Origin of the sequence: Microbacterium sp. ANT_H45B (assembly GCF_008369345.1) — a bacterium.
In the GTDB taxonomy this organism is placed as follows: domain Bacteria; phylum Actinomycetota; class Actinomycetes; order Actinomycetales; family Microbacteriaceae; genus Microbacterium.
In genome coordinates this window covers 44,384-58,270 of the sequence record NZ_VOBK01000001.1, presented here as the reverse complement: position 1 = coordinate 58,270, position 13,887 = coordinate 44,384, and the positions used below count along the sequence as shown (strand labels likewise).

The window sequence follows — 13,887 nt, the reverse complement described above, 5'->3', positions numbered from 1 at the left end:
GCGTGCTGTGGAGAGCGGTGCGGGCGTGCTGTGGAGAGCGGTGCGGGCCTGCTGTGTCGGCGTGGTGCGGATGCGCTCAGCGGAAGTACGATGCCCCGTTGAGGTCGAGTACGGTGCCCGAGGCCCATACAGCGGTGGGCGAGGTGAGATAGGCGACCGCATCCGCGATCTCCTCGGGCGTGCCGACGCGCCCGAACGGACTCTGACCGCGGATGCCGTCGCCCTCCGGGCCCGTCAGCGTGGCCGACTGGCGCTCGGTCGCGACCATGCCCGGGGCGACCGAGGTCACCGAGATGCCGTGCGGTGCGAGCGTGAGCGCCATCGACTGGCCGAAAGCCTGCAGCCCCGCCTTGGTCGCGGCGTATGCGGGGTGGTCGGCCTCGCCGCGGAACGCGCCGCGCGAACCGACATTGACGATCGATCCGCCGCTCCCGCGTTCGATCAGGTGCTGGGCCACGAGCAGCGTAACGTTCGAGGCGCCCAGCAGGTTCACGGCCACCATCTCCGACCAGGCCTGCTGCCACTGCGCGTACGGCACGGCGTCGGCGCGGTGCGTGTTCGCGGCGATCGGGGCCACGGCCGCGTTGTTCACGAGGATGTCGAGCGAACCGAGTGCGGCGATCGCCTCCGTCACCACCCGCTGTGCCTCGGACGGGGTGCCGAGATCTCCACCGACGATGGCGTGACCCGAGCCCTCGAGCGACGTCAGGGTCTCTTCCGCGGAGGCGCGATCGCGTCCGTAGTGCACCACGACACGGTCGCCGCGGCGCGCGAACACCTGCGCGATCGCCCGGCCGATACCGCGGGAGCCGCCGGTGATCAGCGCATTCGCCATCTCAGGACGCGATCTGCGCGTGACCGGGGGCATGCACGGTGGCAGGCGCGGCGGGCTCCACCTCGGCCCACACCGCGTCGAGCGACAGGTGCAGTACACCCGCGATCGCCGCGATCGTCGAGAACGCCGGGGTGGCCACGCGGCCCGACTCGATCTTGCGGAGCGTCTCGGGAGACACGCCGGCGTCGAGGGCGACGCTCAGCATCGAGCGCTCGCCGCGCGCGCGACGCAGCAGGGCTCCCAGGCGCTCGCCGCGCTCGACCTCGGCGGGAGTGAGGGGCATCCGAACCATCATGTGCCGATTCTAATACCGAGATAGTATTACCGGGATAGTTATTGGATTCGCATGAATCGGAGAGCACCATGATCGAGATCCTCGACAGCGACCAGCTGGGCCGCGCGCGGGATGCCGGCGCGCTGGTCGGCCGCATCCTGCAGACGCTGAAGGTGCGGGCGCGCGTGGGGGTGAACCTGCTCGAGCTCGACCGGTGGACGAAGCGCATGATCGAGGATGCCGGGGCGACGTCATGCTACGTCGACTACGCCCCCTCGTTCGGCCGTGGGCCCTTCGGTCATCACCTCTGCACCGCCGTGAACGACGCGGTGCTGCACGGGATGCCGCACGACTACGCCCTACGAGACGGAGACCTTCTCACCCTCGATCTCGCCGTGACCCTGCGCGGAATCTCGGCCGATGCCGCGATCAGCTTCGTGGTGGGAACCACGGCGGCATCCGCGGACCTGGCGATGATCGACGCGACCGAACGCGCGCTCGCCGCCGCCATCGCCGTGGCCCGCCCCGGCGCCCGCATCGGCGACCTCTCGGAGGCGATCGGCGCGGTGCTCAGCGCGGCCGGGTATCCGATCAACCTCGAGTTCGGCGGCCACGGTATCGGATCGACCATGCATCAGGATCCGCACATCGCCAACGACGGCCGTGCCGGTCGCGGATACCGACTGCGCCCCGGCCTGCTGCTCGCGATCGAGCCGTGGGTCATGGCCGATACCGATCTGCTGGTGACCGACGCCGACGGATGGACCCTGCGCAGCGCGACGGGCTGCCGCACCGCCCACACCGAGCACACGATCGCGATCACGGATGCCGGCGCCGAGGTGCTCACGCTCGCCCCGTGAGCGCCCGCCGATGCCGATCCCGATCCGCAGGCAGCGCGATCCCGATCCGCACGCAGCGCGCGCTACTTCTTCGGCGATCCGCTCCGCAGGCGACGGGCTGTGCGGCCGGCGAGATCCTTGAGGCGACCGCCCGGCCACTGGCGGCGCAACTCCACGCCGCCGTCACGGCCGACCACCGGGGTGCAGGTGCGCCCGGCGAGCAGCGGCGAGCGTCCCGCCGCGGCGAGCGTCGCGGCATCCGCAGTCAGGGGCACGTCGAAGGTCCAGCCGGCTCGACGCACCGCCACGAACAACGGCGCACCGGTCGATCGGTCGTCCCGGTCGAACACCTTGAGCGGGTCGAGCGCGACCTTCACGGCGTCGAGCTTGCGCGGATGCGTGCCCGAGATGTGTCGTTCGACACCTGCCGCGGGATCGCGCAGCACCAGTCCGACCCGATCGTTCTGCAGCTCCTTCTTCGCCTCGAGCAGAGCGGCCGGCAGCCCGTCCACCGCCACGGGCAGCGACGTCAGCACCCCGGTGCCCGGCTCGAACACCAGCGCATCCCGTCCCTCGTGTGTGATCGACACCGCGAGCGTCAGGTGGAGTCCGCCCCCGCGAGACCACCGCGCCGAGGTGACGACGGCGCGACACTCCAGGTCGTCCTCGAAGCGGGCGTAAGTCAGCAGATCCGCCCGGCGGTCGGCCCGCAGCAGAGCGGCGCGGATCCGGTTCGGGAACGACAGGCCTCCGTCGACGCCCGGCCCGAATCGCCGCTCGGCGAGGGGAGCGACCACGTCGAGCAGGCGTTCGCGATAGTCGTCGGGGTAGCGGACCATCTGCCTGCCGGTGAGCCGCTTCAGGACCTTGCCGCGGAACCAGTGCCGCAACAGGCGATCGCGAAGGCGGCCGGGCTCGGTGTACCGCTCGACCAGATCGAGCACGGCCTCGAGGTGCGGGTAGTACGACTCGGGCTCGATCCGCGCTGCGCTCGCGCTGCCCGGTTGCTTCACCCAGGCGTAGCAGGGCCGGCTCGCGAGGATCGAGATCTTCGACGCCTCGAAGTACGCGCGCATGACGAACAGGTGGTCTTCGAGCCGCACCTTGCCGTCGGGGAAGCGGATGCCCTTCTCACGCAGGAACGCCGTGCGGAACATCTTGTGCGGGGTGAGCATCTCGAGCAGCGGGTCGTCGCCGAGGCGAGCGTTCGGGATGTCCTTGCGGAAGATGCGTGCGGGCAGTCGGCGGCCGATGCCCATCTCCTTGCCGAGGATCACGTCGGACCCGTGCAGATCGGCGTAGTCGCACAGCGCCTCGAGCGCGCCGTCGTACAGCCAGTCGTCCTGATCGACGAACTGGATGTAGGTGCCGCGCGCATCGTCGATGCCGTGGTTGCGCGGAGTTCCCGGCCACCCGGAGGGGGCGAGGTAGGCCACGCGGATGTACGGGCGGTCACGCGCGATCTCGACCAGCCGCGCGGCGGTCTCTTCGCCCGAACCGTCATCGCACAGCAGCACCTCGAACCGGGAATGGTCGAGAGTCTGCCGGTCGAGCGAGGCGATCAGGTCGTCGAACGATGCGCCCGGCTTGAAGACGGGAACGACCACGCTCACGCGGAGAGAGGCGGGTGCGGGCGCGGCGGCGGCAGAATTCGACATCGAAGGTAGTAAAGCACCCCCACCTGCACGACGCACGACCCTTGCGCACAGGAAGACGCCGTGCAGGTGGCGGGGAATTCCCACCCCGCGCACAGGGTTAACGATATATCGTTGACTATCGCTCACTACACCCGGGAGGTCATCATGAACAACGCATTCCCCTCGAACCCGTTCGGTGGATCCGGCTTCGGCGCGGGCCCCGGCGGACCCGCATCCGCGATCTTCGACGCGATGGACCAGCTCCGCAAGTCGTTCGAACAGCGCCCCAGCGGCGGCTCCCGCATGGCCAAGGGCGACGTCCGCACCGCGGTGCTCTCGCTCCTCGCCGAGCGGCCCATGCACGGCTACCAGATCATCACCGAGATCGCCGATCGCAGCGGCGGAACCTGGAAGCCCAGCGCCGGCTCCGTGTACCCCACCCTGCAGCTGCTCGCCGACGAGGGCCTGATCGAGGCCGACGAGCAGAACGGTCGCAAGACCTACTCGCTCACCGAAGCCGGCCGCGCGGTCGCGTCCGAGCACACCGAGACCCGGGCTCCGTGGGAGCCGCAGCACAAGGGCGAGGGCGCGCACGACAACCCCCGGTACTCCGCACTGCCGAAGTCGGGCGTCGACCTGGCCGCGGCCGCGGCGGCCGTCGGACGCAGCGGCAGCACCGAGCAGGTGCAGCAGGCGGTCGACATCCTCGACGAGGCCCGCCGTAGGCTGTACTCGATCCTCGCTCAGGACTGATCGCACACGAACCAGGGACGACATATGACGGATGCTGCGGCGCAGGGCGCCCATCGTGCCCGGTACCGCCGCATCCTGTCGTTCGCGGCGCGCGAGCTCATCAAGATCTGGTGGTTCGAGCTCATCCTGCCCCGCGTGGGATTGCGCTCGGTCGCCGAGCGCACCCGCTCTTCGCGCATGCAGCGCTTCGCGAGGCGGTTCCACGTTCTCGCGGTGGAGCTGGGCGGCCTGATGATCAAGGTCGGCCAGTTCATGTCGTCGCGTCTCGACGTGCTGCCGCCGGAGATCACGAAAGAACTCGAGGGCCTGCAGGATGAAGTGCCGCCCGTGCCCTTCGCCGACATCCGACGCGCGGCGGAGGCCGAGCTCGGGCGCCCGCTCTCCCAGGCGTTCGCGTGGTTCGACGAGACGCCCGTTGCTGCGGCATCCCTCGGTCAGGCGCATCGTGCGCGCCTGACCGCGCAGGATGCCGCCGACACCGGTCTCGGGCACGTGGTCGTCAAGGTGCAGCGCCCCGGCATCGACGAGATCGTCGCCGTCGATCTGGCGGTCCTGCGCCGTGTCGCGCGCTGGCTCACCCGGGTGCGGCTCGTCGCCGACCGCGTCGACGCCCCGGGGCTCATCGAGGAGTTCGCGGTCACGAGCCTTGAGGAGATCGACTACCTGCACGAGGCGGCCAGCGCCGAACGGTTCCGCGAGAACTTCGCCGGCGACGCGCGCATCGGTGCGCCCGAGATCGTGTGGGAGCGTTCGACCCGTCGCGTGCTCACCCTCTCCGACGTGACGGCGATCAAGATCAACGACGTCGAGGCGCTGCGGGCGGCCGGCATCGATCCGTCCGAGGTCGCCGACGTGTTCGCCGAGGTCATGTTCGACCAGGTGTTCACGCACAGCTTCGTCCATGCCGACCCGCACCCCGGCAACATCTTCGTGACTCCCGTCCCGTCGTCGACCACGGGCCGGAACTTCCGCCTCACGTTCATCGACTTCGGGATGATGGCCGAGGTTCCCGACAACCTGCGCGCGGGCCTGCGCACCCTGCTCATCGCGGTCGCCGGTCGTGACAGCAAGGGGCTCGTGGCCGCCGCGCAGGAGATCGGCGTGCTGCTGCCGTCGGCCGACACCGCCGAGCTCGAGCGCGCGCTCCGGGCGCTGTTCGCCCGGTTCGGGGGCATGGGCTTCGCGGAGTTGAGCACCGTCGATCCGCGCGAGTTCGCGGACTTCGCCGACGAGTTCGGCGACATGGTGCGCTCGCTCCCCCTGCAGCTCCCCGAGAACATGCTGCTGCTGATCCGCGCGGTCTCGCTCACCTCGGGCATGTGCTCGAGCCTGGATCCCACGTTCAACGTGTGGGATGCCGCCGAGCCGTACGCCGGCCGTCTGCTGCGCGACGAGTCGGGCAATCTGATGCAGGACATGGCGCAGCAGGCGATGGAGACCATGGCGGTCACCTACGGCCTGCCGAAGAAGATCGACGCGATCATCACCCGGGTCGACGACGGCAACGTCACCTTCGACACCTCGCGTCTGGAGAGGCGGCTCGACCGGCTCGAGGGCATCGCGCGCCGCATCGGCTCGGGCGTGCTGTTCGCGGCGATGCTGGTCGGGGGAGCGCTGCTCGTGCCCTCGATCCCGCCGCTCGGGATCACGCTCATCTGCGTCTCGGCGCTGCCCCTGCTGCACGCGGTCTTCGCGGGCGTGGGGCGTCGTACGCCGCGCTGATGCCGCGCTGATGCCGCGATGATGCCGCGCTGATGCCGCGCTGATGCCGCCGGGCGGGCCGGTGCGCTCCGCCCGGGCATGGGAGAATCGATTCTCATGGGCACACCGAACGATGAGTCATCTGAGAGTTCCGCAGCCCACGTGACGGCGAGCACGCCGACGACGGGCACCGTGAGAGCAGCCGAGACCGCACGCAAGATCGTGCGCGACATCGCCGCCGTACCTCCACCGCCCAGCGTGCACCCCGCTCTCATCCCCGGGGTGTCGGTGGAGGAGACGGGACGCACCTACCGCACCGATCCGCTCGTCTTCGGATCCGCGGCCGCCTTCACCGTCGCCTTCATCGCCTGGGGCGTCTTCGCCGGCGACAATCTCGCGGGCACCACCTCGACGGTCCTCGCGTGGGTGGTCGAGTACTTCGGCTTCTTCTTCACGACGATCGCCACCGTCATCCTCGTGTTCATGCTGTTCGTCGGCTTCAGCCGGTACGGGCGGATCCCCCTCGGCCGTGACGACGAAGAGCCCGAGTTCTCGATGTTCTCGTGGATCTCGATGCTGTTCGCCGCGGGCATGGGCATCGGTCTGGTCTTCTGGGGCGCGGCCGAGCCGCTGACGTTCTTCGAGAGCCCGCCGCCCGGCACCGTCGAGGCGAGCACCCTCGACGCGATGCACACCGCACAGGCGCAGGTGCTGTACCACTGGGGCCCGCAGGCGTGGGCGTTCTACGCGCTCGTCGGAGGCGCGATCGCCTACGGCGCCTTCCGCCGCGGACGCACCCCGCTGATCTCGTCGATCTTCGCCCCGCTCCTCGGCGAGGGCCGCACCGCGGGACCGCTCGGACGCACGATCGACATCTTCTCGATCATCGTCACCCTCTTCGGCACCGCCGCCTCGCTCGGACTCGGCGCCCTGCAGATCGGCCACGGCGTCGAGATCGTCAGCGGCATCGGCGAGCTCGGCAACGGCGTGCTCATCGCCGCGATCGCCGTGCTCACCGCCTGCTTCATCGCCTCGGCGGTGTCGGGGGTCTCCAAGGGCATCCGCGCACTGTCGAACATCAACGCGGTCGTCGCGCTGCTGCTCGCGTTCTTCGTCTTCTTCGTGGGACCGACGCTGCTCATCCTCAACGTCATCCCCTCGGTCGCCGTGCAGTTCCTCGGCGACCTGCCCGAGATGATCGGCCGCTCGGCTTCGCAGGGCGACGAGGCGCAGGCGTTCCTGTCGAGCTGGACGATCTTCTACTGGGCGTGGTGGATCTCGTGGTCCCCGTTCGTGGGGATGTTCATCGCCAAGATCTCGCGCGGTCGCACGCTGCGCCAGTTCGTCTCGGTCGTCATCGTCGTGCCCGCGGTCATCTCGCTGGTGTGGTTCGCGATCTTCGGGACGACGGCGATCCAGCAGCAGATGGACGGCGCGAACCTCACGGTCGATCCGCCGGAGGAGGTGCTCTTCGGTGTCCTCGAGAACCTGCCGTTCCCGTTGATCACCAGCATCGTGCTCATCCTGCTGATCGCGATCTTCTTCATCACCGGGGCCGACTCGGCCTCACTCGTGATGGGCACGCTGTCGCAGCAGGGCCGGCCGGAACCGTCTCGGTGGGTCGCGGTCGTGTGGGGCGTGCTGGTCGGCGTCATCGCCGCGGTGCTCCTCGTCACCGGTGAGGAGGGCGCGGGCCTGAGATCGCTGCAGAATGTGACGATCATCGCCGCGCTGCCGTTCGCGGTGATCATGGCGTTCATGATGGTCGCGTTCATGAAGGATCTGCGGCGCGATCCCCTCATCCTGCGCGACCGCTATGCCCGCATGGCCGTGCGCCACAGCGTCATGGCGGGCCTCGAGGAGTACGGCGACGACTTCGCCCTCGTGCCCGTCGAGTACGACCACTCCGAAGACGACCTCGCCTGGATCGACGAGGCCGAGGTCGACGACAGCCTCGCCGAGGTCTACGCGACGGCGACCGAGGCGATCGACATCATCCCGGATGCCGGCACGCTCGCCGGTGCGGATGCCGGTTCCGATGGCGCTGCGGATTCCGGCGCCGACCCGGACGGCCTCGCCGAACGCCCCTCCTGACGCCGGGTGCGAAACTGGCCCCGCACGCTGCTTCGGCTCGGTGCGGGGTCAGAAACGCATCCGATTCAGCTGTTTCCGGTGCGAAAGTGGCCCCGCCTGGGTCGGGGGTGCGGAACTGGCCCCGCCTGGATCGGGGGTGCGGAACTGGCCCCGCACGCCTTCTGGATGCGACGTTTGCCCCCGCGCACGGCTTCGGCTCGGTGCGGGGTCAGAAACGCATCCGATTCAGCTGTTTCCGGTGCGAAAGTGACCCCGCCTACCGTCCGGTGCGGAACTGGCCCCGCCTACCCGGCGGGATGCGAAATCGACCCCGCCGGATCGCGGGCGCGCTCTACGCCGCCGGAGCGGGGAGCGAGTCAGTCCGCGGCGACGGTTTCGACCGGCACCGCGGCGGCGTCGGTGATCCGGGCCGCCATGCCCGCGAAGATGAATCCGTGGAAGGGCAGCACCCCGAGCCAGTACATCCGGCCGAGGAGTCCGCGAGGGAAGAAGACGGCACGCTGCTCGTAGCGCGACCCGTCGCCGTCGGGCAGCGCCCGCAGTTCGAGCCACGCCTCGCCTGGAACCTTCATCTCGGCCCGCAGCCGCAGCAGGCCTCCGCTCGCGGCCGAGGACTCGGTCACCCGCCCCGGTTCCTCGACGGCTTCGACGCGCCAGAAGTCGATCGCGTCACCGACCCGCGCCTCGACCTTGCTGCGACGTCCACGGCGCAGACCCACACCGCCGACGAGCCGGTCCATCCAGCCGCGCACGGCCCAGAGGAACTTCGAGGAGTACCACCCGTTCGACCCGCCGATGCCGATGATCACGCGCCACAGACCATCGACGGGCGCCGCAGTCTTGAGCTCGCGGGTGTCGGTGAACACCGTGCGACCCGCCCATTCGGGGTCGCTGGGCAGGGGGTCGCTCGGCGCCCCCGAGACCTCGGCATCCTGCCAGCTCGTCTCGATCGTGTCGGCGTCGACGCGACCCAGCGCGAGCGACACGGCCGTGCGATACGGGGTCAGCCCGCCGTCGGGACGGGGGATGAGGTCGTCGATCGCGTGGTCCTTCACGATGCACTCGTTCTGCAGCGAGGCGACGAGGGGGCGGGCGATCGACCGGGGCACCGGCGTGACCAGGTTCACCCAGTGCGATGCCAGACCGGGCGTCAGCACCGGCAGCGCCGCGATCGCCCGCTGCCGCAGCCCCGCCTCGAGCGCGTAGCCGTTCATCATCTGGCCGTAGCGCAGCACGTCGGGGCCGCCGATGTCGACCGCGGTATTCACGTCGTCATCGACGCGGGCAGCGCCGAGCAGATAGTGCAGCACGTCGCGCACGGCGATGGGCTGGATGCGGTTGCGCACCCACTTCGGTGCCGGCATGTACGGCAGCACGTCGGTGAGGTGCCGGATCATCTCGAACGACGCCGACCCCGAGCCGATCACGACGCCGGCCTGCAGCACCAGCGTCGGCACACCGGACTCGAGGAAGATCTCGCCGACCCGCACGCGTGAGCGCAGGTGCGGTGACAGCTTCGCATCCTCGGGGTGCAGGCCGCCCAGATACACGATCCGCCGCACGCCGGCCTTCGCCGCGGCATCCGCCACGGTCGTCGCCGCCTGCTCGTCGCTCTCTTCGAAACCCTTGCCGGCGCTCATGGAGTGGATCAGGTAGTAGACCACGTCGATGTCCGCCATGGCCGCGGCCACGGCATCCGCATCGTCGGCCGAGCCTTCGACGATCTCGGATTCCGGGCCCCAGGGGAACGATGCCGCGCGTGCGGCATCGCGGGCCAGAACCCGCACGCGGTAGCCGGCATTGAGCAGGCGTGGGGTGAGGCGTCCGCCGATGTAGCCGGTGGCGCCGAGGACGAGGACGCGAGGGGCGGCTCCGTCGTCGTGGGGGAGGGCGCGCAGCGCCTCTTCGTGCCCGGTGGGCTGGGTGAGCTCCGTCATGTTTCGAGAGTAGGCCGGTCCGGCCGAATTATCGCTAGGGTGACAAATCACTAGCTCACCTAGTAATCTTTACCGCGAGGAAGGTGATCACATGTCCAGGGCAACGAATTCCCCCACCCGCGTCTCCCCAGATTCTTTCGACGCATCGTCTGCGCTCTCGACGGCGGTCAGCCTCGCACCGTTACCCGCCAGCGAGGCTGTGGGGCGCGCGACCGGTGTCGGACGCGCGCCCCTGACCGCCGCGGCACGCCATGGGGCTTGGCGTGCCGCGGCACTGGTCGCACTGATCGCCGCGGCGACGATGCCGCTCATGATGGCGGCCACGTTCGGCCTCCCCCTCTGACTCCCCCAGACCACCGCAGAGAAGAGAAAGGATCCCCCATGGGACTCGATGACAAGATCAAGAACGCCGCTCAGGACCTCGCCGGCAAGGCGAAGGAGACCGTCGGCAAGGTGACCGACAACGAGAAGCTCGAGGCCGAGGGCCGCGCGGACCAAGCCAAGGCCAACGTCAAGAAGGCCGGCGAGAACGTCAAGGACGCTCTCAACTGAGAACGGTCTGCACCGAGCGGGGAGGCGACGAGAGTCGCCTCCCCGCTCCATGTCCGGCCCGAATACCGGGACCGGCCACCACGAGAGAGATGATTGACGGCATGTCCGATCCCTTGAAGAACCAGGCCCCGACCCTGTGGCAGCGACTCCTGCGTCGTCTGCGACCGGTGAAGGACGAACCGCGACGCCTCACGGTCGAGGACGTCACCGTGGTCGACCGCCCGATGCTGCGCCGCGCCGTCGCCGGCACCGTGGTCGGGAACCTCATGGAGTGGTACGACATCGGCGTGTACGGCTATCTCGCCGTCATCATCGGGCGGGCGTTCCTGCCGGATGCCTCCGCCGGGGCTCAGTCGCTCTTCTCTCTCGGCGTCTTCGCGGTGACCTTCGTCGCGCGCCCGCTCGGCGGCATCGTCCTCGGCCAGCTCGGCGACCGTCTGGGCCGACAGCGCGTGCTCGCGTTCACGCTCATCATGATGGCGGCGGCGACCTTCCTCATCGGCGTGCTGCCCGACTTCTCGGTCATCGGCGTCTGGGCGCCGATCCTGCTGATCGTGCTCAAGCTCGCGCAGGGCTTCTCGACCGGCGGCGAGTACGCCGGCGCCACCACGTTCATCACCGAGTACGCACCCGACAAGCGTCGCGGCTTCTACGCGTCGCTGCTCGACCTCGGCTCGTACATGGGCTTCGCGATCGGCGCCGCCTTCGTCTCGATCCTCCAGCTCACTCTCTCGGCGGAGACCATGCAGGGCTTCGCCTGGCGCATCCCGTTCCTCGTCGCACTGCCGCTGGGGCTCATCGCGATCTACTTCCGTCTCAAGATCGAGGACACCCCCGCCTTCCAAGAGGCGCAGGATGCCGCCGCGCGCGCATCCGACGAAGCGCAGGCCGCAGCGGATGCGCCGAAGGGCGTGCTCGCACTGATCCGTGCGTACTGGCGTGAGCTCCTCACGGCGTTCGTGCTCGTCGCCGCCGCGAACACCGTCGGCTACGCGCTGACCTCGTACATGCCGACCTATCTGACCGGAACCCTCGGCTACGACGAGGTGCACGGCACGCTGCTGACGCTGCCGGTACTGGTCGCGATGGCCCTGTGCATCCCGCTCACCGGCAAGCTGTCCGACCGCATCGGTCGCAAGAAGGTGCTGTTCGTCGGCTCGATCTCGGCGATCGTCCTCGCCGTCCCCGCCTTCCTGTTCATGATGCACGGCGAGATCTGGTCGACACTGCTCGGCCTCGCGCTGCTGGCGTTCCCGGTCACCTTCTACGTGGCGAACCTCGCCTCGTCGCTGCCCGCGCTCTTCCCGACGTCGTCGCGGTACGGCGGCATGGGCATCTCCTACAATCTGGCCGTCGCCCTGTTCGCCGGTACCGCACCGGTGGTCATGGAGGTACTGGTGCAGATGACGGGGTCGTCGCTCGCACCGGCCTTCTACGTCATCGGGACGTCGATCGCCGGCTTCATCGCGGTCGTCGTGCTCAAGGAGTCGGCGCGGCGTCCGCTGCCGGGTGCCATGCCGAGCGTGCAGACGCACGAAGAAGCCGTCGAACTCGTCGAGACGCAGGAGGACAACCCTGATCTCGATCTGGACGAGCTGTTCCCCGAGCGTCTCGCCGATGCGGAGGCCGAGGGCGAAGAGGCTGCCGAGAAGGCCTGAGTCGAGGGGGAGTCGGGGACGGGGAGTCGGGCTACTCGCCCGACTCCGACTCCGATTCCGACTCCTCGTGCGAGCGGATGACGTCGCGCAGCTCCTGATCGAGATCGCTCGCCTCCTCGATCGCGGAGGTCATGCCGGCGAGGAACCGCGTCACGACGGCACGCTCCCTGTCGCTCATCTCGTCGACGAGCGCGAGCATCCGACGATGCATGGCGCCGAGGGTCTCGCGCACCTCGTCGTCGCTGCTGACCGTGGGGACGACGACGCCGGCCCGGCGGTCGGTGGGGTGCCGCTCGCGGCGGGCGTGCCCACCCTTCTCGAGCCGGTCGATCAGCGTCGTGGTCGATGCCGTCGAGATGTCGAGCATGCGCGCGATGTCGATCGGACGCACGATGCGCCCGGCGCGCTGCTCGCGCAGCAGGAACCGCAGGGCGACGAGATCGGTCTCGTTCATCTTCATCGAGACGCGCGTGCGAGCCCGCATGGCGGTCTCGGCTGATCGGTAGCGACGCAGCAGGTTCAGCACGTCGACGGTGCTGGCCGATTCGGCGTCCGGATACCAGTAGCCGGAACGGGTGAACTCTTCGGAGTTCTCCATCTCTCCATCTCCTCGTCGGTGCTCAGCGCCTCATGGGCGCAGGCCTCTATCTTGGCACCCGCGGGAGATACTTCGTACAGATATATAGCTAGCTCACCTGGTTACCTGGCTCCCGAGTAGTACAGTGGAAGTTTCAGGGGGTGTCGCATGAAGATGAATATCCACGTCCGCACGGCGAAGACCGACCTGGTCGCCCGTGTCGATGAACTCCGCCGTGCCGAAGCGCAGCTCGCGCGACGACTCGCGGCGGTCCGCGCACCCAATGACACCGACCGCGAGGCCATGCGGTACATCGTCGATGCCCCGGCCGATGCGCCGGCGACGCCCGGTGGACTCGCGGCCCACCTGAACGTGAGCACGGCGGCCGTCACGAGCCTTCTGCGTCGCCTTCGGGAGCGCGGGCAGATCGTGGTCGCCGCCCACCCCGACGACGCGCGCTCGAAGGTGCTCCGCCCGACGCTGCGAGACCTGCACTCACCGGCCGACGAGCTCACGCAGCGGGTCGAGGAGATCGAGAGCGAGTTCACCCCCGAGCAGGCCGAGGTCATAGGGCGCTTCCTGCGCCGCCTGATCGAGGAGATCGGCAAGATTCCCTAACGTGGGCTTTTATTTAGCTAGGTAACCTAGTAATCTATCTATCAAGCGAAGTCTTCGCCTGAAGGAGAGATCATGGGCCACCTGACCTACGGAAACACCGCCGAGCGCATCGAGATCGATGACCGCACGCTGACACATCTGCGCATGGTGGCCATGACCAAGCTGCGACGGAACGAGTCGTTCCCGCTCACTCTGGCGATGGACGACGGTGCGGTCGAGACGCTGTGGGTGCACGCCTCCATCCCGCTCCGGATCGCCATGGATCGTCCGTCGGCGATCGACCGTGCTCTGGTCACCGCGATGATGAACGCCGCGGGGTCCGGCGGTGGGCTCGACCTGACCCGTGACGAGTTCGCTCCCGCGGTGTCGGTCCGAACACCGCTGCACGCCATGAGCGCCTGAGGCAGGCGCC

The 13,887-nt window shown here is 69.0% G+C and carries 14 protein-coding genes; 9 read left to right on the top strand and 5 right to left on the bottom strand.

What is annotated here, in order from left to right:
• Positions 1–76 precede the first annotated feature (76 nt).
• Entirely contained in the window at positions 77–835 is a 759-nt protein-coding gene (locus FQ142_RS00250; protein WP_149421754.1) for an SDR family NAD(P)-dependent oxidoreductase, read from the bottom strand.
• A gap of 1 nt (position 836) precedes the next feature.
• Positions 837–1,127 (bottom strand): helix-turn-helix domain-containing protein, encoded by a 291-nt coding sequence (locus FQ142_RS00245; RefSeq protein WP_056419046.1) that lies wholly within the window; start codon positions 1,125–1,127, stop codon positions 837–839.
• A 71-nt stretch (positions 1,128–1,198) separates the two neighbouring features.
• Here FQ142_RS00245 and map point away from each other — a divergent pair, with 71 nt between their 5' ends.
• A complete protein-coding gene (gene map, locus FQ142_RS00240) occupies positions 1,199–1,969 on the top strand; it encodes a type I methionyl aminopeptidase (RefSeq protein ID WP_149421753.1) in 771 nt (256 codons plus the stop codon).
• A 62-nt stretch (positions 1,970–2,031) separates the two neighbouring features.
• On the opposite strand, the gene FQ142_RS00235 is transcribed toward map, so the two are convergent.
• The gene (locus tag FQ142_RS00235) at positions 2,032–3,606 is read right to left on the bottom strand and encodes a glycosyltransferase family 2 protein (RefSeq protein WP_149421752.1); all 1,575 of its coding nucleotides are present in this window, start codon (positions 3,604–3,606) and stop codon (positions 2,032–2,034) included.
• Positions 3,607–3,750: 144 nt separating this feature from the next.
• Here FQ142_RS00235 and FQ142_RS00230 point away from each other — a divergent pair, with 144 nt between their 5' ends.
• The 3 genes from FQ142_RS00230 (at position 3,751) to FQ142_RS00220 (ending at position 8,133) form a co-directional block, all read left to right on the top strand.
• Positions 3,751–4,338: a PadR family transcriptional regulator gene (locus FQ142_RS00230; protein WP_149422628.1), complete on the top strand. Its 588-nt coding sequence runs from the start codon at positions 3,751–3,753 to the stop codon at positions 4,336–4,338.
• A gap of 24 nt (positions 4,339–4,362) precedes the next feature.
• On the top strand, positions 4,363–6,060 hold the full coding sequence (locus FQ142_RS00225) for an ABC1 kinase family protein (RefSeq protein WP_149421751.1): 1,698 nt from the start codon (positions 4,363–4,365) through the stop codon (positions 6,058–6,060).
• Between the two features lie 141 nt (positions 6,061–6,201).
• Complete coding sequence (locus FQ142_RS00220; RefSeq protein WP_262491999.1) at positions 6,202–8,133, top strand: BCCT family transporter; 1,932 nt, start codon at positions 6,202–6,204, stop codon at positions 8,131–8,133.
• A gap of 356 nt (positions 8,134–8,489) precedes the next feature.
• On the opposite strand, the gene FQ142_RS00215 is transcribed toward FQ142_RS00220, so the two are convergent.
• A complete protein-coding gene (locus FQ142_RS00215) occupies positions 8,490–10,070 on the bottom strand; it encodes an SDR family oxidoreductase (protein ID WP_149421750.1) in 1,581 nt (526 codons plus the stop codon).
• Between the two features lie 91 nt (positions 10,071–10,161).
• Between FQ142_RS00215 and FQ142_RS00210 the strand changes: the two genes are divergently transcribed.
• The 3 genes from FQ142_RS00210 to FQ142_RS00200 all read left to right on the top strand — a co-directional run bounded on the left by FQ142_RS00210 (position 10,162) and on the right by FQ142_RS00200 (position 12,280).
• Positions 10,162–10,413: a hypothetical protein gene (locus FQ142_RS00210; protein WP_149421749.1), complete on the top strand. Its 252-nt coding sequence runs from the start codon at positions 10,162–10,164 to the stop codon at positions 10,411–10,413.
• 38 nt (positions 10,414–10,451) lie between these two features.
• Entirely contained in the window at positions 10,452–10,622 is a 171-nt protein-coding gene (locus FQ142_RS00205; protein ID WP_082539236.1) for a CsbD family protein, read from the top strand.
• Positions 10,623–10,723: 101 nt separating this feature from the next.
• A complete protein-coding gene (locus tag FQ142_RS00200; protein ID WP_149421748.1) occupies positions 10,724–12,280 on the top strand; it encodes an MFS transporter in 1,557 nt (518 codons plus the stop codon).
• Positions 12,281–12,311: 31 nt separating this feature from the next.
• Here the strand turns inward: FQ142_RS00200 and FQ142_RS00195 are convergent, their stop codons facing one another.
• Positions 12,312–12,878 carry a MarR family winged helix-turn-helix transcriptional regulator gene (locus FQ142_RS00195; RefSeq protein WP_149421747.1) on the bottom strand — a complete coding sequence of 189 codons (567 nt, stop codon included), beginning with the start codon at positions 12,876–12,878 and terminating at the stop codon, positions 12,312–12,314.
• Positions 12,879–13,025: 147 nt separating this feature from the next.
• Between FQ142_RS00195 and FQ142_RS00190 the strand changes: the two genes are divergently transcribed.
• Positions 13,026–13,475 carry a MarR family winged helix-turn-helix transcriptional regulator gene (locus tag FQ142_RS00190; protein WP_262491998.1) on the top strand — a complete coding sequence of 150 codons (450 nt, stop codon included), beginning with the start codon at positions 13,026–13,028 and terminating at the stop codon, positions 13,473–13,475.
• Positions 13,476–13,547: 72 nt separating this feature from the next.
• Complete coding sequence (locus tag FQ142_RS00185; protein WP_149421746.1) at positions 13,548–13,877, top strand: hypothetical protein; 330 nt, start codon at positions 13,548–13,550, stop codon at positions 13,875–13,877.
• The last annotated feature ends 10 nt before the right edge of the window (positions 13,878–13,887 follow it).

Bases quoted from the DNA above. Each gene is read 5' to 3' on its own strand.
- FQ142_RS00210 (WP_149421749.1), top strand. From the start codon at position 10,162: ATGTCCAGGGCAACGAATTCCCCCACCCGCGTCTCCCCAGATTCTTTC.
- FQ142_RS00235 (WP_149421752.1), bottom strand. From the start codon at position 3,606: ATGTCGAATTCTGCCGCCGCCGCGCCCGCACCCGCCTCTCTCCGCGTG.
- FQ142_RS00200 (WP_149421748.1), top strand. From the start codon at position 10,724: ATGTCCGATCCCTTGAAGAACCAGGCCCCGACCCTGTGGCAGCGACTC.
- FQ142_RS00225 (WP_149421751.1), top strand. From the start codon at position 4,363: ATGACGGATGCTGCGGCGCAGGGCGCCCATCGTGCCCGGTACCGCCGC.
- FQ142_RS00245 (WP_056419046.1), bottom strand. From the start codon at position 1,127: ATGGTTCGGATGCCCCTCACTCCCGCCGAGGTCGAGCGCGGCGAGCGC.
- FQ142_RS00215 (WP_149421750.1), bottom strand. From the start codon at position 10,070: ATGACGGAGCTCACCCAGCCCACCGGGCACGAAGAGGCGCTGCGCGCC.
- FQ142_RS00195 (WP_149421747.1), bottom strand. From the start codon at position 12,878: ATGGAGAACTCCGAAGAGTTCACCCGTTCCGGCTACTGGTATCCGGAC.
- FQ142_RS00205 (WP_082539236.1), top strand. From the start codon at position 10,452: ATGGGACTCGATGACAAGATCAAGAACGCCGCTCAGGACCTCGCCGGC.
- FQ142_RS00230 (WP_149422628.1), top strand. From the start codon at position 3,751: ATGAACAACGCATTCCCCTCGAACCCGTTCGGTGGATCCGGCTTCGGC.
- FQ142_RS00185 (WP_149421746.1), top strand. From the start codon at position 13,548: ATGGGCCACCTGACCTACGGAAACACCGCCGAGCGCATCGAGATCGAT.
- map (WP_149421753.1), top strand. From the start codon at position 1,199: ATGATCGAGATCCTCGACAGCGACCAGCTGGGCCGCGCGCGGGATGCC.
- FQ142_RS00190 (WP_262491998.1), top strand. From the start codon at position 13,026: ATGAAGATGAATATCCACGTCCGCACGGCGAAGACCGACCTGGTCGCC.
- FQ142_RS00250 (WP_149421754.1), bottom strand. From the start codon at position 835: ATGGCGAATGCGCTGATCACCGGCGGCTCCCGCGGTATCGGCCGGGCG.